This is a genomic window from Alkalihalophilus pseudofirmus, assembly GCF_029094545.1.
Lineage (GTDB): Bacteria > Bacillota > Bacilli > Bacillales > Bacillaceae_D > Alkalihalophilus > Alkalihalophilus pseudofirmus.
The window spans coordinates 1385007-1404815 of sequence record NZ_CP117835.1 but is presented as its reverse complement, the minus strand read 5'-3'; the positions used below and the strand labels follow the sequence as shown (position 1 = coordinate 1404815).

19 protein-coding genes and 1 pseudogene are annotated in these 19809 nt (G+C 37.9%); 2 read left to right on the top strand and 18 right to left on the bottom strand.

Annotated features, from left to right (window positions below; genetic code table 11):
- Window positions 1-5: 5 nt before the first annotated feature.
- The 7 genes from PQ478_RS07280 to PQ478_RS07250 all read right to left on the bottom strand — a co-directional run bounded on the left by PQ478_RS07280 (window position 6) and on the right by PQ478_RS07250 (window position 5796).
- Entirely contained in the window at window positions 6-926 is a 921-nt protein-coding gene (locus tag PQ478_RS07280; RefSeq protein ID WP_289236307.1) for a peptidase U32 family protein, read from the bottom strand.
- Window positions 927-978: 52 nt separating this feature from the next.
- Entirely contained in the window at window positions 979-2139 is a 1161-nt protein-coding gene (locus PQ478_RS07275; RefSeq protein WP_289236306.1) for a cysteine desulfurase family protein, read from the bottom strand.
- Complete coding sequence (locus PQ478_RS07270; protein ID WP_289236305.1) at window positions 2132-2539, bottom strand: iron-sulfur cluster assembly scaffold protein; 408 nt, start codon at window positions 2537-2539, stop codon at window positions 2132-2134. Before PQ478_RS07270 ends, PQ478_RS07275 begins: the two co-directional genes overlap by 8 nt.
- Window positions 2532-3713 carry a LuxE/PaaK family acyltransferase gene (locus tag PQ478_RS07265; protein WP_289236304.1) on the bottom strand — a complete coding sequence of 394 codons (1182 nt, stop codon included), beginning with the start codon at window positions 3711-3713 and terminating at the stop codon, window positions 2532-2534. The genes PQ478_RS07270 and PQ478_RS07265 overlap by 8 nt, the downstream gene beginning before the upstream one ends.
- A 13-nt stretch (window positions 3714-3726) precedes the next feature.
- Entirely contained in the window at window positions 3727-3975 is a 249-nt protein-coding gene (locus PQ478_RS07260; RefSeq protein ID WP_289236303.1) for an acyl carrier protein, read from the bottom strand.
- 5 nt (window positions 3976-3980) lie between these two features.
- Complete coding sequence (locus PQ478_RS07255; RefSeq protein WP_289236302.1) at window positions 3981-5015, bottom strand: flavin-containing monooxygenase; 1035 nt, start codon at window positions 5013-5015, stop codon at window positions 3981-3983.
- Between the two features lie 274 nt (window positions 5016-5289).
- A complete protein-coding gene (locus tag PQ478_RS07250; RefSeq protein ID WP_289236301.1) occupies window positions 5290-5796 on the bottom strand; it encodes a glycine/sarcosine/betaine reductase selenoprotein B family protein in 507 nt (168 codons plus the stop codon).
- A 332-nt stretch (window positions 5797-6128) separates the two neighbouring features.
- On the opposite strand from PQ478_RS07250, the gene PQ478_RS07245 reads away from it, so the two are divergent.
- Entirely contained in the window at window positions 6129-7007 is an 879-nt protein-coding gene (locus PQ478_RS07245; protein WP_289236300.1) for a helix-turn-helix domain-containing protein, read from the top strand.
- Between the two features lie 419 nt (window positions 7008-7426).
- Window positions 7427-8110: pseudogene (locus tag PQ478_RS07240) on the top strand (tyrosine-type recombinase/integrase).
- Between the two features lie 72 nt (window positions 8111-8182).
- Here the strand turns inward: PQ478_RS07240 and PQ478_RS07235 are convergent.
- The 11 genes from PQ478_RS07235 to PQ478_RS07185 form a co-directional block, all read right to left on the bottom strand.
- Window positions 8183-9577, bottom strand: coding sequence for an MATE family efflux transporter (locus tag PQ478_RS07235; protein WP_289236299.1), 1395 nt, complete (start codon window positions 9575-9577; stop codon window positions 8183-8185).
- Between the two features lie 27 nt (window positions 9578-9604).
- Window positions 9605-10051 carry a MarR family winged helix-turn-helix transcriptional regulator gene (locus PQ478_RS07230; protein ID WP_289236298.1) on the bottom strand — a complete coding sequence of 149 codons (447 nt, stop codon included), beginning with the start codon at window positions 10049-10051 and terminating at the stop codon, window positions 9605-9607.
- 172 nt (window positions 10052-10223) lie between these two features.
- The gene (locus tag PQ478_RS07225) at window positions 10224-12023 is read right to left on the bottom strand and encodes an ATP-binding protein (RefSeq protein ID WP_289236297.1); all 1800 of its coding nucleotides are present in this window, start codon (window positions 12021-12023) and stop codon (window positions 10224-10226) included.
- Entirely contained in the window at window positions 12023-12739 is a 717-nt protein-coding gene (locus PQ478_RS07220) for a response regulator transcription factor (protein ID WP_012958423.1), read from the bottom strand. The genes PQ478_RS07225 and PQ478_RS07220 overlap by 1 nt, the downstream gene beginning before the upstream one ends.
- Window positions 12740-12875: 136 nt before the next feature.
- The gene (gene ccsB, locus PQ478_RS07215) at window positions 12876-14063 is read right to left on the bottom strand and encodes a c-type cytochrome biogenesis protein CcsB (RefSeq protein WP_075683538.1); all 1188 of its coding nucleotides are present in this window, start codon (window positions 14061-14063) and stop codon (window positions 12876-12878) included.
- Between the two features lie 28 nt (window positions 14064-14091).
- Window positions 14092-15804 carry a cytochrome c biogenesis protein ResB gene (resB, locus tag PQ478_RS07210; protein WP_289236296.1) on the bottom strand — a complete coding sequence of 571 codons (1713 nt, stop codon included), beginning with the start codon at window positions 15802-15804 and terminating at the stop codon, window positions 14092-14094.
- A 36-nt stretch (window positions 15805-15840) separates the two neighbouring features.
- On the bottom strand, window positions 15841-16374 hold the full coding sequence (gene resA / locus PQ478_RS07205; protein WP_075683536.1) for a thiol-disulfide oxidoreductase ResA: 534 nt from the start codon (window positions 16372-16374) through the stop codon (window positions 15841-15843).
- An 82-nt stretch (window positions 16375-16456) separates the two neighbouring features.
- Complete coding sequence (locus tag PQ478_RS07200) at window positions 16457-17185, bottom strand: pseudouridine synthase (RefSeq protein ID WP_012958419.1); 729 nt, start codon at window positions 17183-17185, stop codon at window positions 16457-16459.
- A 160-nt stretch (window positions 17186-17345) separates the two neighbouring features.
- On the bottom strand, window positions 17346-17879 hold the full coding sequence (locus PQ478_RS07195; protein WP_012958418.1) for a spore maturation protein: 534 nt from the start codon (window positions 17877-17879) through the stop codon (window positions 17346-17348).
- Window positions 17880-18473: a nucleoside recognition domain-containing protein gene (locus PQ478_RS07190; protein WP_075683534.1), complete on the bottom strand. Its 594-nt coding sequence runs from the start codon at window positions 18471-18473 to the stop codon at window positions 17880-17882.
- On the bottom strand, window positions 18466-19614 hold the full coding sequence (locus PQ478_RS07185) for a D-alanyl-D-alanine carboxypeptidase family protein (RefSeq protein WP_289236295.1): 1149 nt from the start codon (window positions 19612-19614) through the stop codon (window positions 18466-18468). The genes PQ478_RS07190 and PQ478_RS07185 overlap by 8 nt, the downstream gene beginning before the upstream one ends.
- Window positions 19615-19809 lie beyond the last annotated feature (195 nt).

The following is a 19809-nucleotide window of genomic DNA, read 5'->3' as shown; positions in this document are numbered from 1 at the left end:
CACACTTAAACATAAGAGTTAGTAACAGGGGTCTGAAGATAAGAACATCTTTTCTTTTCACAGAACCTTGGTTTCCACATCATATTCCACATCAAATCTTCATCATCCAGAGAACTATAAATGTCTTCACTAGTTCTGCCTTTTTCAACTTCTGTAATCCATGTTTTATATATTTGGCATATTTTCGAAGTAGTTATAGGGTTTGGCACCTCACGACCTATTAACTTAATATAGCCAACGCCAGCATCGATTAGCTCTGGTATACTACACAAACTACAGTCAGTTGCACCATCTAATACTTGACCGTTCTCTAAATCTACCCCGCTGAATAAATCTGTTACTTTATACGATGTTCTACACCCTTGCCCAATTTCTTTATCTGTAGGGCATTCTTCTAGCCTGCAATGGCCACATACATTTCCTCCACCAAAATTTCCTGTAACTATTAATTCCAAATTTGTTTTAGCAGATATATCACTTATTTCATCTAATGTCATTCCTTGTGGTATACCGACCCTTTGCACTCCCATGCTTTCTAAGTATCGGAAATACCCCATATTCGTAGCAGCCATAAAAGTTCCTATATCAATTGGAATACCTAAATCTGCTTCAGCTAACCAGTTTAGTGCGCTAAGGTTTGAAACCGTGACTCTATTAACTCCAGCTTCTACAGCTAGTTTGATATGTGAAAGATAATCTTCCCTTAAAGATTCAGGCACGTACTTACTATTAGCCATAAAATTTACTGTCACATTATTTTCATGACTAATTTTGGTTATTTCGTTTAATTCATCTAAGTTCTCAACTTGAGTAGGTATACCATTCACGAATTGATACCTACTATCATATGATAAATTAATGAGTTGGGAGGCTTTAAGTCCTAAATGTACTTCATCTACTTTTGCTTCTAACATTTGTTTCATCATAAATGACGACCTTACTGGGGCAATAAGTTTTAGAGAATTCATGTAGTACTCCTTATATATGTTGTGTTGAAAGTGATCGAAGCTGGTTTACAACTTTAATACAAGTTTCAGCAGCATACCTTACTTCATCTACTGTAGTTTGGTATCCAAAGCTAAACCTAACTGAACTTTTTATTGTTTGATCATCTAGCCCTAATGAAGTTAATACGTGAGATTGTTTTGGAGAAGAACTACTGCATGCTGAACCAATAGATATTGAAATACCATGTAGATTTAACATTGTTGCAAGTGCTTCTCCTCTTATATGCTTAAAAGAAACATTTAAGGTAGAGGGATAAGATAAATCTAAATTGCCGTTTATCTCCCATTCCTCTAAACTGCTCAAACCTTTCAAGAATTCATCTCTCAATTCAAAAAAATGTTGGGTGACCTTTTCTATTTCATTGTTTATTATTGATGCCGCTGCCCCTAAACCTACTATTCCCGCTACATTTTCAGTTCCAGATCTAAAATCAAATTCTTGACCCCCACCATGAATGAGAGGAATCACACTTTCTTTATCATTAATAAATAGTGCCCCTATCCCTTTAGGACCACCGAATTTATGTGCGGATAAAGAAAGGCTGTTCACTCTTAACTCTTTAACTGAAATAGATAGTTTACCCACTGCTTGAACAGCATCACAATGAAAATGTATACCTTCCTCTTCGCAAATTTCTCCTATTTGCATAATTGGTTGTATACTGCCTAACTCATTGTTAATCATCATAATGCTAACCAAAACGGTGTTCTTTTGAATGCTATTTCTTAAATCGAACACATTGACTATCCCACTAGAACTAATAGGCAATATTGTTACTTCATAATCATGTTCAGACTTTAAGTAATCACATGCTCTTAATACGGCTGGGTGCTCAATAGAAGAAATTATCACATGACCCTTCTTTTTTTTCTTCCCTAAGCAATAGCCTTTTAAAATTGTTGAATTAGCTTCAGAACCACCAGACGTAAAGATAACTTGCTCTTCTTCTGAGTCAATTAAAGCAGCAACATTTTTCCTGGCTTGTATAACCGCTTCTTTAGCTGCTTTACCTAGATTGTATAAAGCTGAAGGATTCCCGTAGGAATCCTTCAAATATGGCAGCATTTTGTTCAGCACTGGCTCTCTAAGTGGTGTAGTTGCATTGTTATCAAGATAAGCTGTTCTATTCAACCAGCTCACCTTCTTCAACTAAATAATCAGTTTTCACTTTAATGTGCTTCCAAGGTTCAGAAGAATAACTAAGTATATTGATTCCAATATCAATACAATGCATTTGAGAAGGCTCTAATTCCCCTAAAGATTCAGTAACAAATTCTTTATTGTACGAACTGATTTCTTCAAATGTACTACCTTTAATTACTTCTGAAAGGATGCTAGCTGTTGCAATGGATCCTGTACAACCATACGCCTGAAATTTTATATCGGTAACTTTCTTACTCTTCACTTCTAAATATAGATGAATAGTATCCCCGCAAATAGGATTTCCAATTTCCACTATATAATCAGGTTTTTCCAATACACCGATATTTCTAGGGTTCATGAAATGATCACAAATCTTATCATTATACATGTTCCAGTTCACCAGCCATTTTTTTCATTTTCTCTTCATTTTCTTCAATATATTTTTCAAGATTTATTGCACAACAACCTACTTCGACTCCTGGTAATCTTGAAATATAATGAAGCATTTGACCTGAACGTCCACATGTACATGCTTCATCAGTATGAATATACCCGACATCCTCAGTTAAGATAAATCCTGGGTATGAAGTAGAGGTAGGATCAAATATAGCTATAACCCCTCTCTCTCCAGGGTTTACCTCCTCTAGAACATTCTTAGGATTTCTTATAGAAATATGTACCCAAGGCGGCATATGTTTTTTATGCTGATCGCATTCGATAGCAAGCATGTTTGCTTCTACTAAACCATACATGTCACGTACATTACTTTGCTTCACGCCTAAATACTCTTCACAACGCTTATTGAATTCTTCTCTTGAAATTTGTTGTCCAGTAAACCTTTTCCACCCACCTAAAGTCACAATAAAACTCTTATTATCAAGTTTTAATTTTATGTCATTATCCATCAAATACTTTAGTAATCTATGAATTAAGAATGGTGGCCCTACAATATGACGAGTATGCATACCTTCCCAGTTATTTAGACGCTCTACAGCTTCTTGTGGATTAAATGAAACTTTTTTAACTAGGTTCACACTACCATCAAATAAACCTGCAAATACATTTAATACTTTAACCATACCCATTTCAGGCATCTCTTCAGTAGGAGGGAATAAGAATAGTCCCATTCCTCTAGATGCTTGGAAGAATTCTCTATACATTTTAATAATGCCATCACTAGCGTTATCCATGGTCTTTACATCTCTTCGTGACACACTTGGAATACCGCTTGTTCCAGTACTTCTCATTTCAAACTCAATATCTGTCATTTTAGAAGTTAGTAGAAGGTGTGAGTCACATTGTTTAAATGTCCCTACTGGAATTAAAGGAATCTTAGTTAAATCTTCAAATCCTTTTACATCCTCAGGAGTAACACCTTTTTTCAAACAAGCGTCTCTATAAAAATCATTGTTCTCATAGTGATGCTTGAAATTTTCAGCAATTACTTGCCCTTTTAATTCACAGGCAGTTTCATAGGGTAGCTTGTATAGTTCACTTGCACTACCGATTAATGTATTTACTGGTGAAAGACCCGCTTCTTTAATAGTAGTTACAAATTCCATTTTCATTCCCCCGTTAATTTACAATTTTAGATTCTTTAATAGTGTTAACAATATGTTGTATCGTTTTCACTTCTTCAAATATTGAATCGTCAATATTAATGTTGAACTGTTCCTCTGCAGTCATCACAAGTTCTAGTAGGTCTGCTGAATCTAATTCCAGTTCATCTGTTAAATGGCTTTCCAGATTGATATCTTCTGGCTTTAATGGGGTGTAACTTGTTATTATTGATCTGATTTTTTCTAAAATAAATTCATCGCTCATCTTATTCACCTCATAATTGTTGATAAATATTCTGCATCTTTATTAACTCCGGTTAAAAGAGCTGATCCCCGCGTATGCATCCAAGGTAGACCAAGGAAGAAGAACCCAGGCTGATTAGTAACACCTCGTGATTGAATCGGGGTATTATTTGGATCAATTACACCATCCACCTCTAACCAAGGGTAGCTATAAACAAAACCCGTTGCCCAAATTACATTATTAACTGTCAATCTATCTCCATCCTCAAATATTGCTATATTCTGAGAAGCAGATTTCAACCTTTTTCTCATCTTTATCTTCCCTGCTTTTATATAGGGTTTATGTTCCTTACCTATAACAGGATCATTCTTTTTTAATATTTTTCCTACTAGGTGTCTTTCAGTAACTTTAGATAACCCCAATACATCAAACCACCAAAAGATGCTTTTATTGAGAATTTTATGAGGTAAGTTTTTATTTCTCTTACCTTCAGCTAAATACACTGGATAATCCTCACATAGTTCTGTGGCGATTTGATAACCTGAATTTCCAGCACCTACTATTAAAGTGTTGCCTTTAACTAATTGAGTTTTATTTCGATAGTCATCAGAATGGAGCTGATTTACTTCATTTGAGAATGACTTGTTAAAAGCAGGTGTATATGGTTCTTGAAATGGCCCAGTAGCAACCACTAAATTTTTTGTTACATAATCACCATTATTAGTCTTTACTCTATAGAGACTTCCTTCTTTAGAAACTAATTGAACCAAGGTATTTAATTGAACAGGTAACATAAACTTCTCAGAATACTTTTGTAAGTAAGCTGCTACCTCATCTTTAGATGGATAACCATCTTGTGATCCTTCAAGAACTAAACCTGGCAAAGAACTATACTTTCTTGGTGTAAAAAGTTTGAGAGAATCATACCTCTTTTTCCAAGAGTCACCTAAATTCTTATGCTTATCTAATAAGACAAAATCCTTCTTGTCTCTTTTTAAATAGTACCCAAGAGATAAACCAGCTTGGCCTGCTCCAATCACTACAACATCTAAAACTTTCATTTTAACCACTTCCTTCATTCTGCTGTACATCATTGAATAATGTATTGGTCCCAGGAGGAGTCTGTGCAGCAATAAAGAGTTGGTTTAGTACTTCATACCTTATATCATTATCAAAAGGCTCCCCACATGGACGCCCTAACCTGAAAGGCACTTGTAGACTTCGAGGGATTTTTGCCTTTTCAGCGATACCAGGAATTAATGTAATCATTACAGTGGCAATATGACTTTCTTCTAAAGCTTGAGCATACAGCCCAAGTACATTGTGGCATTCGCCTCAACCAGGCACTAAGATCGCTAAATCTACCTGATCATTTTTTAATATCTCGGCAACTTTTGGTGCTGTGATCTCCTCATGAGGCTTATGGTTTAAGGTTCCACCGTTTAACCCAATGTTATATTCAGATACAGCCTTTATCACCTTACCTTCTAGTGATTTAAGTTGTTCTAAAGGGAAAACAATGGATACATCTGCTTTAGAATGACGTGTATCATAATAGATATGTGTTACATCTAAGTCATTATGTTTTGTAGTAGAAGGGATTATACGATATGTATGGTCTCCCTCTAATGTTTCAACATTAAAAGGTTCATCAGTTTTTAAATGAACCCCTGCACTTGTAATTAATGCAACTCTCCACTCGTTTATAGGCTTTTTTATTGTAGTTCCAGTGTAACTCTCTCTCTGTTTTGTATTGCTCAACGTAAACTTTCTGTATGATGAAGGCAATAACTTTGACCATTGAATAGCTACAAATGATCTTATCCTATAATAAAGCTTCAATTTATTAGTCACCTCCATCACAGTTATATCGCAATTAAGTTGATTACTCTTTTAATGTTCATACGGTAAATCATTAAGTGGTAACGGAAGATCCGCTCCTAGTCCAAATGAATTAATAGCAAGTACTAATGTTAATGCTGCAATTGTAAATAAGTATTTTTTTCTCATGTCTATCCTCCTAACTTTTGTTAAAATCATTGTATACTAAATATAAAAATACTTATTTTCCTATATAATACATTCTGGTGATAATAAGTTAATTAGTATGTAGAATATCTTTTAATTTCTTATTTCAGTATGAAAATTTGCATATTGGATTTCGGAGGGCTAAAATGAATGATTTTAATATAGGTTTTGCTATCAAGAATATTAGGCTGAGGTATGGTTTGACCCAGGGGGAGCTTGCACATGAAATATGTGATCAGACCCTTATTAGTAGAATTGAAAAAGGTTTAGTTATACCCTCTTCATTTCTATTGATGAAGATTAGTGAAAGGTTAGGTGTGGATGCTAATTACATAATTAATTTTGCTAAATACAACAATTTTGAATATGTTAATGAAGTTATTTATCAAGTTGAGGTGCTTTTAAGAAACAAATCCTTTGAAGATTTACAGTCCTTTATAAGAGCGGAGAAGGCCAACCCCTACTTTAAATCACAACAGGGGGAGCAATACCTTTTATGGTTGGAAGGAATTTGTGCATTTCATGTTACTGGGGATTCTAAAAGAGCTATTAACCTTCTAAAAGAAGCTTTTTCAAAAAGAGGAACCGCAAAAAAATCTCAGTCCGATATCGATCTATCTATTATGAATAGTTTATGTATTATCTATGGAGAAGAAAAAAAATATAATGAGGCTATGACGATATACGAGGAGTTATTTTATGAAATAGACACCCACCCCTCGTTAAACTTTAAACTTAAAGCAAAAATACTTTATAATTATTCAAAAATATTAATTAACATCCAATCTCTCTCAGCGAGCATTGATGTTTGTAATAAAGGAATCAAAGTAAGTAAAGCAAATGACTCTATCTATTTATTAGGTAATTTCTACTATCAACTATCTTATATTTATTCTTTACTGGATAAACCTAAGGAATCATTAAAGTATTTAGAATTAGCCATGGTTATGTTTGATGTAGAGAATCGTCCGGATTTGATGGAAATAGCTAAATGTAAAAAGGAAAAACTCCTTACCCAAATTTAACTTTTATAGTGGGCTTCATTTTTGAAGGAATACTAACACTAACACTAATACTATATGCTTAAGAGTTCTAAGCGTAGCGGTGCCTTTACACTGGGAGGCCCCCTTTGGTATCCTCTAGCGACGCAAGGAGCGTACGGAAAGAAAGTGCTAACTTTTCCTACTTACGGGTTTCCAAAGGGGGTAGGGGCCCAGAAGTAACACCCGTGCACGTTTCAATTAAAGCTCCCATTAAAAAATTTAAGTTATATGAAGTTGAAAAATATTAATATTGCTGCTTACCAGAAAGTATTAAACACTCTACATGAAGAAGGTTATGCTCTTAATACTATAAGCGGTGTTCACTCAACTGGAAGGATGATCTTTAAAAAAGCACTTGAATATGACTTAATTAAAAAAACCCTACAGATTTCGCAAAACCAATCCGTAAGGTAGATACTATTGAAGAGGTAGAAAACCAAGAACAATCGCTTAAGTTCTTAGAAAAAGAGGAGCTTAGTATTTTTTTAAAACATGCTTTAACCGGCTTACCTCAAGATAAATATATATTTCCCCTGCTAGCATTCAGCGGAATCCGCATAGGTGAATTAATTGCCTTAAAATGGTCAGATATTGACTTTGATGAAAATACTATCAATATTACAAAACCATTTATAACTCCAAAAACAATGACAAAGACTATCTTCTTTAACTCCTAAAACTAAAGGTTCCATACGCAAAATAAAATCGACGAAAATATAATTAACTCCTTAAAACAGCACAAAAAAGAGCAAAACTTATTAAAAATGTACCATCGTGATGAATATGTTGATAATAACTTTATTTTCACCAAACCTTCAGGTCACCCTATGTTACAGAAAACTATTAATTGGAGAATGACTAGATTATTAAATCAAACAGATATTAATAAACATTTAACTCCACATTCATTAAGGCATACCCACACCTCGCTACTAATTGAAGCTGGCGTGGGTATTAAAGAAATTCAGCAGCGCCTAGGTCATACTGAGATTGAAACAACTATGAATATATATGAACACCTCACTTCTGATATGGAAGAGAAAGCTTCAAAGAAGTTTAGTAATCTAATGAAAAAAGTTTTTTGAAATGTGGTCAAAATGTGGTCAATCACTTTAAATTAGCAATAACAAGCTTGCACATTAGAAAATAAGCCAATATTAATTTGTTATCCCAATAACTTTTTCTTCGCTTTCAACTTCAGCACGTCCTTTGACTAAAATCGTATCGCGATCTTTATATAAAAGCGCAGACGCTAACACAAATGACAGCACATCGGCAATCGGAAACGCAATCCACACCCCGCTGACTCCAAAGAAACGAGGCAGAATTAAAACAAGCGGAATCAAGAATAAGATTTGTCTAGAAAGCGACAAGATCAAGGCTGGCTTTGGTTTCCCGAGCGCCTGATACAGTCCTCCGGCAACCACTTGTACTCCAACGACAAAGAAGGTTAAGAATAAAATCCGCATCGCACTTGCACCAGCTTCAATGACTTCACGATCGGCTGTAAAGATTCTCATAAACCAAGCAGGGAAAATCATCATCGATAAAAAGATGACAACAGATGAGATCACGACCACTTTTAATGTCAGCCATATAGTTTCTCGCATTCTCTCGAACTGCTTGGCTCCGTAGTTATAACCTACAATAGGCATCATGCCCTGCATGACCCCAATGATCGGCATAACTGCAAACATAAGAATGCGTTGAATGATCCCAAAGATCCCCACATAGAGATCACTGCCATATTGAATGAGCATCGTATTAATAGCAATCATCATGATACTTCCTGAGGCTTGCTGAACAAAGGCCGGCATTCCCACTGATACGACTTCTTTTACGATGCTCCATTTAATTTTCAAGTCTTCCCACGCTAAGGAAAGTGAACTTTGACCAGTTAGATAATAGCGTAAAATAACAACGGTAACGGCAGCTTGAGAGATAACTGTTGCAACAGCCGCTCCTTGCACGCCCATATTTAGCCCGAAAATAAAGATGGGGTCTAAGATAATATTTAACACCGCTGGAATAATCATTGTGTTCATCGCAAATTTTGCATTTCCTTCAGACCTTACAATGTTATTCGTTGCAAAAGCGAATGAAAAGAAAAATGTTCCAAGCATAATTGGGAACATATATTCAACAGCATACGGTAGAATATCAGGACTTGCTCCAAATAAGACAAGCATTGGCTCTAAGAAGGTAAAAGAGGCAATAACCCCGATTATGCTGATCAGCAAAATAATTGAGATAATATTTCCAAATACCTGGTTTGCTTCCTCTCCCCGCTTTTCCCCGAGTCTTCTGGAAATAACTGAGGCTCCCCCGATTCCCATCGCAGCTGACACTGCCATAATAATCATCATCACAGGAAACGCGATCGTTACTCCTGCTACCGCTTCGATTCCTACACCGTAGGATATGAAGATAGTATCAACCACATTATATAAAGCCATAACAAACATCCCAATCATTGCCGGGATGGATAAATCTCGTAAAAGCTTAGGTATAGACTCTGTACCTAGCTTGTCACTTTTCATTTTTTCTTTCATATATGTTTCTTCCTTTCAAACAGTCTATCAATTAGACGTCTTTTCGCATTGGACATTGTTTTCAATTCTTTTTAACCAAGTAATTAGAAGCTCCTTTTCTTCAGGATCAAATCCTTCCATCAAGCTGCTTTCTAGTTGATTAAGTTCTTCCCATAACTGTGCTTCTATCTTTTTGCCTTCATCAGAGATATGAACAATCTTAGCCCGTTTATCCATTTCGCTCGTTACTCTTTGAATCAAATCTTTCTTTAACAACGATTCGATAATCCCATTCATTGTTGAACCTTTTATATATAACTTTTTTTGAAGCTCTACCTGAGTTTGGGAACCATATGTGACAAGCAAATATAAGACTCTTGATTGAGCTACAGTGAGATCATAGTCTGCAAGTTTAAGGTTATATTGATTTTGAATTCGGTGAGAGAGTATACCGATGTGATAGCCGATTCTATTTTCAAGCTGTCGCGTGGACATTAGTTAGCCTCCTAAGTATTTATCCTGTCATATTGTATCAGCTTCGATTACGTAAATCAATTTATTTTTATTATCGAAATAAATTTGACGACTGCTAACAAATTTGAATCAAAAAAGACAGCCGCAGCGGCTGCCTTTTTTCTTAATATTTACGTTTCAGATGAAACAAGATTTATCGGGACAGTTCTTCTTTCTCCGTACCAGCTTCAGGAATAAAGAAGGAAAATGTCGTTCCCTCGTCAATTTTGCTGTGAACAGAAATCTGACCTTTATGGGCATCGACAATATTCTTCGCTATCGCAAGCCCTAGACCAGTCCCACCTCTTGCCCTCGTACGCGCTTTATCTGCTTTGTAAAACCTCTCAAACACGTAAGGAAGGTCTTCTTCAGGAATTCCCGATCCTGTATCAATCACGTCAAACTTCACACCATATTCATTCGATCTAACTTTCACTGTCACTCTGCCATTTTCACCCGTATGTCTGATGGCATTATGAATCAAGTTCGTTAACACTTGTTCAATTCTGTCAGGATCAAATGAGTTGGTGTATCCGTCTTCTAAATGATCAAGCCTGAGAGCAACCCCTTCATCTTTTGCGTAACCTTGAAATTTTCTCACGATCCGATCAGAAAATGCCCCAAGCTCTACTGCTTCCATATGAAGCTCAATATGACCAGCTTCCATACGTGCTAAATCTAAGAGCTCGTTCACAAGGCGACCCATCCTTAGCGATTCATCATAAATGATCTTTGCAAATTCCTTCTTATCTTCTTCAGAGCCTGCAATATCATCAATAATCGCTTCGCTGTACCCTTGCAGCATAGACACCGGCGTTCTAAGTTCATGAGATACATTTGCAATAAAATCCTTACGCAGTTTATCATGACGTCTTTCTTCTGTCATGTCGCGGATTACCGCAACCGCACCTCTAACATATTCCCGGTCATAGAGCGGAGTCATTAAAATAGCCCAGCTTCTTCCTTGCACGTCGATCTCAATCATTTGTTCCTTTTCAACAGATACGACACGCTGAAATAATTGTTCCACCGCTTCAGGCAGTACAGAAGAATCGTCATTAATCCCTTGTTCATAAAACCAAGACTGCATAAAGCGCTCTGCTGGCGGATTGGTCACAATCACTTGGCCTTTGCGGTCAAGAGTGATGACTCCATCTGCCATACTAACTAAGATTCTAGACAATTGTTCTTTTTCTTGGTTAAGAGCATGAATGTTGCGGTTTAATTCTCTTCCCATTCGATTGAAAGCCATAGCAAGCTGTCCAATTTCATCATGTGTAAGAATCGGCACCTTCGTTTTAAACTGGCCTTGAGCCACTTCTAGTGCGACCTGTCTCATTTTACGAAGAGGAGCTGTAATTCTAGAAGAGAGGAAGAATGCAAAAATGGTTGTTAAAACAATAGCAATCCCGGCTGAAAAATAAACAATCTGCTTTGTTTCATTTGACGTCTCTTCAATAGCTGATAATGATTGATATAAAAATACTGCACTATTATCAAGCTCTGTTGGCTGAAGAGGTACGCCGACAACCATCATTTCTGTGTGACTCGCCTCTCCGTTTTCAGATAAAGGAAAATCGCCTTCTGTTGCAACCACTTGTTCACCATTAAATACTTCACTTAAAACCGGGTTAGTCATAAATAATTGAGCATAAATGTCATCATTGGCACTGTTATTTGTTCCCCAGACCTTTGTCCCTTCCACAAAAATTAATGCGTGGGTTTCAAAGGATGAACCGTATTGTGATATGGTTCTTAGTGCATCATCTTGTTCATCATACCCATCAAATATAGCTGCTATCATGTTCGCATGATTAACAAGCTGCGACTCTGCTTCATTTACATGAAAACGTTCAAATGATTGCAATAGCAAGACCATAAGAATCGTTAATACCACTGATACTAGCAATAGAATGGTAAACCAAAGTTTACCGACAACGCTTCGCCACAACATTACTCTTTCTGTGCCTCAAACTTGTACCCAACGCCCCATACAGTAGAGATCATTGCTGCAGCTTCAGGGGAGATACGATTTAATTTCTCACGTAAGCGTTTAATATGTGTATCAACCGTACGAAGATCTCCAAAGAAATCATAGTTCCATACATCTTTTAACAGCTGTTCTCGTGAAAACACTTTATCTGGTGATTGTGCTAAATAATGAAGCAGCTCATACTCTTTTGGAGTCAAACTGATCTCATCTCCATTAACAGACACACGGTGTGCATCATTATCAATTGTAAGATGCGGGAAGACAAGTACATCCTTTGTCTGCGTATCAGTCTGGAGGAATTTCGTTGTAGACGAACGACGCAAGAGCGCTTTCACTCTTAAAACAACTTCGCGTGGGCTAAATGGCTTTACGATGTAGTCATCCGTACCTACTTCAAACCCTTGTACGCGGTTAGCTTCTTCTCCCTTTGCTGTCAGCATCATCACTGGAGTCGCCTTTGTTTTACGGAGTTCCTGACATACTTCAATTCCATCCATTCCAGGCATCATAATATCTAATAAAATAAGGTCATAGTCTATTTCAAGTGCGAGGCTTAATGCCTTCTCACCATTTTCAGCCTCTTCAACCTCATAATTTTCTCTTTCTAAATACATCTTCAAAAGTCTGCGAATACGATCCTCATCATCTACGACTAAAATCTTTGCTTCTTTTTCCATATGTATAAAACCTCCTAAATAGGTAAGTTAATTCATTCTATTAAGTGTAGCATGCCAAATACTGAAAAATAAACTAACATGTGTTTATCATAAATAGAAAGAAAGACCCTCGCAACTATACGAGGGTCTAAACAGCTTATGCGTATGAATGCAAGCCTGCAATGACCAAGTTAACGAAAACAAGGTTAAACATGATAATGGCAAATCCAATAACGCATAACCAAGCTGAACGTTCTCCTTGCCAGCCTCTTGACAGACGTAAGTGCAGGTACGCCGCATAGAATAAGAAGGTAACGAGAGCCCACACTTCTTTCGGGTCCCAGCCCCAGAACCTTGACCAAGCAATTTGAGCCCAGATCATGGCGAAAATAAGTCCTCCAAGAGCAAATACCGGGAATCCAATCGCGATAGCACGATAACTGACTTCATCAACCGCTTGCGGGCTTACACCTTTAAGAAGCGGCTGGATGGCCCCGCCAATTCGTTTGCGTAAGATAAGGCGCAGTGCAGCATACAATACTAAACCTGCAATTAATGACCAAATCACTGTGTTCAAATCATTTGCTCTAATGATTGCCGGTGCATTAAAAAATGGTTCCATTCGATTTTCAGTGACCAGCTCTCCTTCATGAGGACCGATCAGAGCAGGAAGATTGTAGACCATCTGTGCTTCTACGTCTTGTTCATTAACATAATTAAATGTTGCCTCATAATTCATCGCACTAAATAAATATCCGATTAAAATGAAACCAACCAAACTAATTAAAGAATACATAACGAATTCAAATGCACGAGTTCGTTTGTTTGTTTTAGTAAAATCAAGCGTGCGGACTAAGTAGACTAATCCAGCTGCCATACCAATTGATAAAATCCCTTGGCCAAGCGCAACCGTTATAACATGAATCGTCAGCCAGTTACTTTGCAGAGCCGGAATAAGCGGCTCTACTTCACGCGGGAAAAGTGAAGCATACGCCACAATTAACATAACAATCGGCATTGTAAACATACCAAGTACATTCGAACGATAGATTGCATAAATGATTACAAATGCGTATCCAATCGCGATGCCTAGGAATGTCATATATTCAAACATATTACTTACCGGAGCATGTCCTGCATGCATCCAGCGGGTGATAAAATATCCCGTAGCAAACAAGGAAGCTCCTATCGATGAAAGAAATCCGATAAAGCCCCATCTATTACCACTCATTTCTCCTGCCTTGTTACGCCACTTTCTGCCTGTTACAGAGACTGCAAAGGCAATGGTCGCAGCAAGATAGAGGAAAAAGGCAACGTATAATAAATTACCGCTTATTGCTGCCATTTTTTACCCTCCTAGCTTGTCTTAAATCTTATTTTTTACTCTCGTTATCTGTATTATTGTCAATATGGTCTTTCTCTAATGGATCATTTTCAAATGTACTATCTTTACTTTCTAAGCTCGCTTCTTTTTCTTCTACCTGATCTTTTGGAGAAGTTAAGTTCGTTTCTTTGATCGCTTCATCAATATCACGACGCAGGGTCAGCCAGTTTTTATTCGTATGACCAGCAATCCACACTTCGCCGTTAATTCGTTGAATCCATATTCTTCGATGCGCCCAATAAGACCCTTGAATCAATCCGATCATAAAGATGACACCGCCCGCAATAAGAAGTGGAAGCGTTCGGTCTTTTCTCACTCCAAGAGCCGTAACATTATTCGTTTCAACATCTAAGAACGTCATCTTGTATTGATTTTCACCAAGCGGCTCTAAGTTTTGACGAATCCCTACAAAGCTTACTTCACCCTCTGGTGTTTCAGGGGTAATCATCTCGAAAATAAAGACTGGATTATCAGGGATTTTTGAACGGGTTGATGGAACATTATCATTATTTAAGAAATAGTCAGGGAAATAATCACGAATCTTCACTTCATACCCGTCACCTAAATCATAGCTTGACTGCGGGTTATACAAATCTATGTCCATACGGCCCTGCGTTTCCCCTGTCTCTTTATTCTCAACTGTAAAACTCATCGTCTTTAATTCATTTAACTTATAATCAAGCTGATAAAAATTAAATCCATTATGACTCATCGGGAAGTTAACGCGGATTTCATGTTCAGCAACTGGTACTAGTTCTCCTAAGTCACCAACTGTATCTGCATCCTGGCGCTCGTACAAAATGGCATCTGTTTGGAAGTTGCTGACGACAGCTCCGCCGCCGCGTTGGATCGCTTCACCGAAAGTTTCATCGTCCTCATCATAAAATTCTAATAAGAATTGTTCGTTTTCAATATAATACTGGCCATCTGTGCCCGGAACAACTACTTGATCACCCTCACGGATCCATACATGCTCATCAATGTACATTCCAGGGAAGTAACGCAGCATACAGCCAATTAAAAAAACAATAAGTCCCACATGATTCACATAAGGACCCCAGCGGGAAAAGCGGCCTTTTTCTGCCACTAAGTTTCCATTTTCTTCTGAGACCTTATATTTATTATTTTCCAGGCGTTCACGGACTTTGCTGAATGCCTCGTCAACCTCTTCTTTAGAAATACTTGATGTTCCATATACACGCTGGCGTTTCATGAAGTTCGCATGTCTTGTTACTCTTTGTGTTTTCAATGCGCGGTGCAAAGGAACCACTCGGTCAAGACTAGCAATAATTAGAGAAATACCAAGTCCTGCGACAAGAAGCATGTACCACCATGAACTGTATAAATTATGAAAACCTAATAAGTAATATATTTCACCCAAATACCCATATTCTTCTGCATAGTAAATAGATGGGTTAGCAGTAGGCGGGATATACATTTCTTGAGGAAATAATGTCCCTAATGCCGAAGCTACTAATGTAAGTACAATCAGCCAAATTCCTACTTTAACAGATGAAAAGAACATCCATATTTTGTCGATAATCGTTGTTGTATATGTTTGTGAACGGCGTGCTACACCTTCATACCTCATATTTAGAAGCGTCTTTGGTTCTGAATTTTCCTCAATCGGTTTACCGCAGGATTCACAAATCTCCGTCCCAAGAGGATTCTGGTGGCCGCATTCACAGGTAACTTTCTTCATGCCTTACACCTCGATTTACCCTTCGATTAACTTCAATTAACTATTCGTACTTGGCTTAATAAGCTCTAAGAACTCTCTTACTTGTGAATCAGTCATTCCGCCAGTATGAACTTTTACAATTTCCCCGTGCTCATCAATTAATATTGTCGTTGGCAGTGGTGAAATGCCATAAGCATCACTAACTCTCATCCCCTTATCAATAGCAATCGGGAAAGTAAGATTCAAGCGGTTCACAAATTGATTAACCGTCAATTCAGGTTCATTCACGTTTACAGCAATAATTTCAACACCTTGTTCTTTGTATTCATCATACAAATCTTCCATGATAGGCATTTCTTTTACACAAGGCGGGCAGTAAGTACCCCAGAAGTTAAGAAATACCCCTTGTCCCCTATACTCATCAAGTTCAATCCGCTCTCCCTCTAGATCAGTTAACGCGAAATTGACCGCATCATTTCCTGCTCGTGCTACACTGTGGTCAGCTATATAGTTTGAGTAAAACGTATAGGCAAGGGCGAGCGCAATCACAGCAAGTATAGAAGTTCGCATGATTAATCTTTTACGTTTCATTTAAGTCTATCTCCCCTTTTCTACACTAATTAATAGTGATTATCACTATTATAGCGTTGTTCACACGCACAACATTTTAAGTTTATGACGGTTTCGTGACAGCTAATTCTCGCAGATGCTTCACTTCTATCGGCTTAAGAGGACGCACATCTCCAGGGTTCATACTGCGTAAATTTAAAAAGCTGTATTGCTCGCGTTTCAGCTTCATTACCGGGTGCCCGATTGCTTCAAACATACGACGGACCTGTCTATTTCTGCCTTCATGAATCGTCAATTGAACTATAGCTGTTTGTTTTTTCTTATCCATTGAGACCAGCTTAACTTTTGCAGGAGCTGTCTTTCCATCTTCAAGCACGACGCCATGCTGCAGCTTTTTCAAACTTTCGCGAGCTGGGATGCCTTTTACTTTTGCCACATACACTTTGTCAATTTTAAACTTTGGATGCATCAGCTGATTAGCAAACTCTCCATCATTTGTTAACAAAATAAGACCAGATGTATCATAATCCAAGCGTCCGATTGGAAATACTCGCTGTTCGATCTCTAAGAAATCAGTGACGACCTTACGTCCTTTTTCATCTTTGACACTAGAGATCACACCTTGTGGTTTATACATTAAATAGTAAACCGGTTCTTCTTTATCAATCGGAACTCCTTCTACTTCAATCTCGTCTTTATTAGGATTGACCTTAACTCCTAACTCCCGTACAACTTGTCCATTCACTTTTACTTTTCCTTCGGTAATCATCGTCTCTGCTTTCCGCCTTGACGTGATCCCTGCTTGTGCTATCACTTTTTGTAACCGTTCCATTCTATTCATTCACCTCATGTACCATCATACTCCCCAAACTGTTAATTCTCAAGCAGAAGCGATAACAGTTGGGGGTCGTTCAAGCTTTTGTCACCATTATCACCTAGTAAAAGGAAATTTATTGCATACAAAAAGCCTAACTAGTAAATACAGTCAGGCTCTATACACCAAATACTATGGTTACGATAATAATAGATGCTATAATTCCGACAACATCAGCGAGCAAACCGACTTTAAGGGCATCCCCCATCTTCTTGATCCCGACTGCTCCGAAATATACAGTCAGTACATATAAAGTCGTATCTGTACTTCCCTGCATGGTCGAAGCGAGTCTGCCAATAAAAGAATCCGGCCCATAGGTTGCAATAAGGTCACTCGTCATCCCTAATGCTCCTGTACCTGAAATCGGCCTGATCATTGCAAGAGGAACAATTTCTGATGGGACCCCTGCCATTTGTAAAAATGGTTTCATCAACTCAATTAAAAACTCCATTGCACCAGATGCCCGAAATACTGAAATAGCCACAAGCATTCCGACAAGGTAAGGAATAATGGAAATAGCCATACCAAATCCCTCTTTAGCACCTTCCACAAATGTTTCATAAGTCGGAACTCGCTTGTAGGTGCCATAAACTAAAATGACACCAATTAAAACAGGGATAAACCAGATGGAGACGACTGTCAGTATGCTCACCTATGCTCTCCCCTTCCTTACTCTCCGGTAATAAAAATACCGATCTATTAAAATAGCACCGACTGTAGAACAAGTAGTAGCTAAAAGAGTCGTCCCTACGATTTCTGTAGGTGAAACAGAGCCATAACTCATTCTGATTGAGATGACTGTTGTTGGAATCAACGTTATGCTCGCTGTATTAATAGCAAGCAGGGTAATCATGGAACGACTGGCAGAGTCTCTGCCTTCATTTAAATCTTTAAGCTGTTCCATCGCCTTAATTCCCATAGGAGTGGCGGCATTTCCTAAGCCAAATAAATTTGCAGTCATATTAGATAGGATATAGCCCATTGCCGGATGATTGGGAGGAACTTCAGGAAATAATCTTACAGCCACTGGGCGCATAAGCCTTGCTAAGCCCTTTAGCATCCCAGCGACTTGTGCAATTTTCATCAGTCCAAGCCAAAATACCAATATACTTATTAACCCGATGCATATTGCCACAGCATCCTTAGCGCCAGCGAAGATGGCCTCATTCACTTCAGCCATCTTTCCATTAAATCCCGCAAAGACAATGCCGATCACAAGCATGCCCACCCAAATTTTATTAATCAATTCCTCTCACCCCAAGCGTGAGCGAGAAAATGCTAAGGAAACGCGACCAAAATCCTTGCTTCTCTACAACCTCTGGCGGGTGATAATACAGTGGAACCTGGCCAATTTTTTCTCCCGACAATGTAATGTCTACTTTTCCAACAGGATGAGGCGGCACGTATTGATCACGCTCTTCCTCTGTGGGAGGGTGGTAAAGAGTAATCTTTTGTTGGACCATTTCTTTTTCAGAACCTAATAACGGATATTCAAATGTATAGGGACTGAACACATGGTCTTTGTAAAACTCATCTTTTATATCTTTAAACATCCCCTCTTCTACTAATGTTTCAAGAGAAAAGGAATCAAATGCCCAGTTAAATAGATTCATATGATCATGCCAATCGCTTGGCGCATTTAGAGTAACTACGATTAAATCAAGATCATCTTTTGAGGCTGTCGATACAAGCGTTCTTCTAGCTCTTTTCGTAAATCCGGTCTTCCCACCTGTTGAATATTCATACAGCTCCGTTAACAACCGATTTTTATTATGCCAAACGCGAATCTGATCTCCGTCTACTCTGTGGGTTTTAGCGGAAGAAATTTCCTGATAAAGCGGGCTTTCCATGGCATAACGAGTTAATAATGCCATGTCATAAGCAGACGAATAATGGTCTTCATGATCATCTAGCCCGTGAGGATTTTGAAACTGTGTTTGATTCATCCCAAGTTCTCTTGCTTTTTCATTCATCAAATAGACAAACCCTTCTAAACTGCCCCCGACATGTTCAGCTATTGCTACCGCCGCATCATTTCCGCTTCGTAACATGAGGCCGTAAACCAAATCTTCTAAAAGCATAGACTCTCCAGCTCGTAAATAAATAGAAGACCCTTCTGTCCCCTCCGCATTCGTTGAAATTTTCACTTGCTCCTGCATCTTGCCTGACTCAATTGCGAGTAGAGCTGTCATGATTTTTGTAATACTCGCGATTCTCAAAGAAGTCTGGTCATTTTTCGCATACAAGATTCTTCCTGATTCCTGCTCCATCATAATGGCTGCCTCAGCAGAAACGGAGAAATTCCTAGCTTCAACCTCAACTTGAGGAGCAATTGAAAATGAAAGAAGAAAATAAATTAGTCCAATGACCACGGTTTTTTTCATCATATATTATCCCCGTCCCGTCTAAAAAATGTCTTAACTGCATTTGTTCGTGTTTATGTCGCTGAATGGCACCTATCTATCTGTAAGACAAGTTTATGCAAGACAACCATATATATGACTTGATTAACTCCTCGCATGATCATGCAGGAACTGGAACATACTAACAAATATTATCTAGCAATAATCGTTCATATTAGT

Bases quoted from the DNA above. Each gene is read 5' to 3' on its own strand.
- resA (WP_075683536.1), bottom strand. From the start codon at position 16,374: ATGAAACGTAAAAGATTAATCATGCGAACTTCTATACTTGCTGTGATT.
- PQ478_RS07270 (WP_289236305.1), bottom strand. From the start codon at position 2,539: ATGTATAATGATAAGATTTGTGATCATTTCATGAACCCTAGAAATATC.
- resB (WP_289236296.1), bottom strand. From the start codon at position 15,804: ATGAAGAAAGTTACCTGTGAATGCGGCCACCAGAATCCTCTTGGGACG.
- PQ478_RS07255 (WP_289236302.1), bottom strand. From the start codon at position 5,015: ATGAAAGTTTTAGATGTTGTAGTGATTGGAGCAGGCCAAGCTGGTTTA.
- PQ478_RS07280 (WP_289236307.1), bottom strand. From the start codon at position 926: ATGATGAAACAAATGTTAGAAGCAAAAGTAGATGAAGTACATTTAGGA.
- PQ478_RS07245 (WP_289236300.1), top strand. From the start codon at position 6,129: ATGAATGATTTTAATATAGGTTTTGCTATCAAGAATATTAGGCTGAGG.
- PQ478_RS07265 (WP_289236304.1), bottom strand. From the start codon at position 3,713: ATGGAATTTGTAACTACTATTAAAGAAGCGGGTCTTTCACCAGTAAAT.
- PQ478_RS07225 (WP_289236297.1), bottom strand. From the start codon at position 12,023: ATGTTGTGGCGAAGCGTTGTCGGTAAACTTTGGTTTACCATTCTATTG.
- PQ478_RS07235 (WP_289236299.1), bottom strand. From the start codon at position 9,577: ATGAAAGAAAAAATGAAAAGTGACAAGCTAGGTACAGAGTCTATACCT.
- ccsB (WP_075683538.1), bottom strand. From the start codon at position 14,063: ATGGCAGCAATAAGCGGTAATTTATTATACGTTGCCTTTTTCCTCTAT.
- PQ478_RS07185 (WP_289236295.1), bottom strand. From the start codon at position 19,614: ATGATGAAAAAAACCGTGGTCATTGGACTAATTTATTTTCTTCTTTCA.
- PQ478_RS07220 (WP_012958423.1), bottom strand. From the start codon at position 12,739: ATGGAAAAAGAAGCAAAGATTTTAGTCGTAGATGATGAGGATCGTATT.
- PQ478_RS07230 (WP_289236298.1), bottom strand. From the start codon at position 10,051: ATGTCCACGCGACAGCTTGAAAATAGAATCGGCTATCACATCGGTATA.
- PQ478_RS07200 (WP_012958419.1), bottom strand. From the start codon at position 17,185: ATGGAACGGTTACAAAAAGTGATAGCACAAGCAGGGATCACGTCAAGG.
- PQ478_RS07260 (WP_289236303.1), bottom strand. From the start codon at position 3,975: ATGAGCGATGAATTTATTTTAGAAAAAATCAGATCAATAATAACAAGT.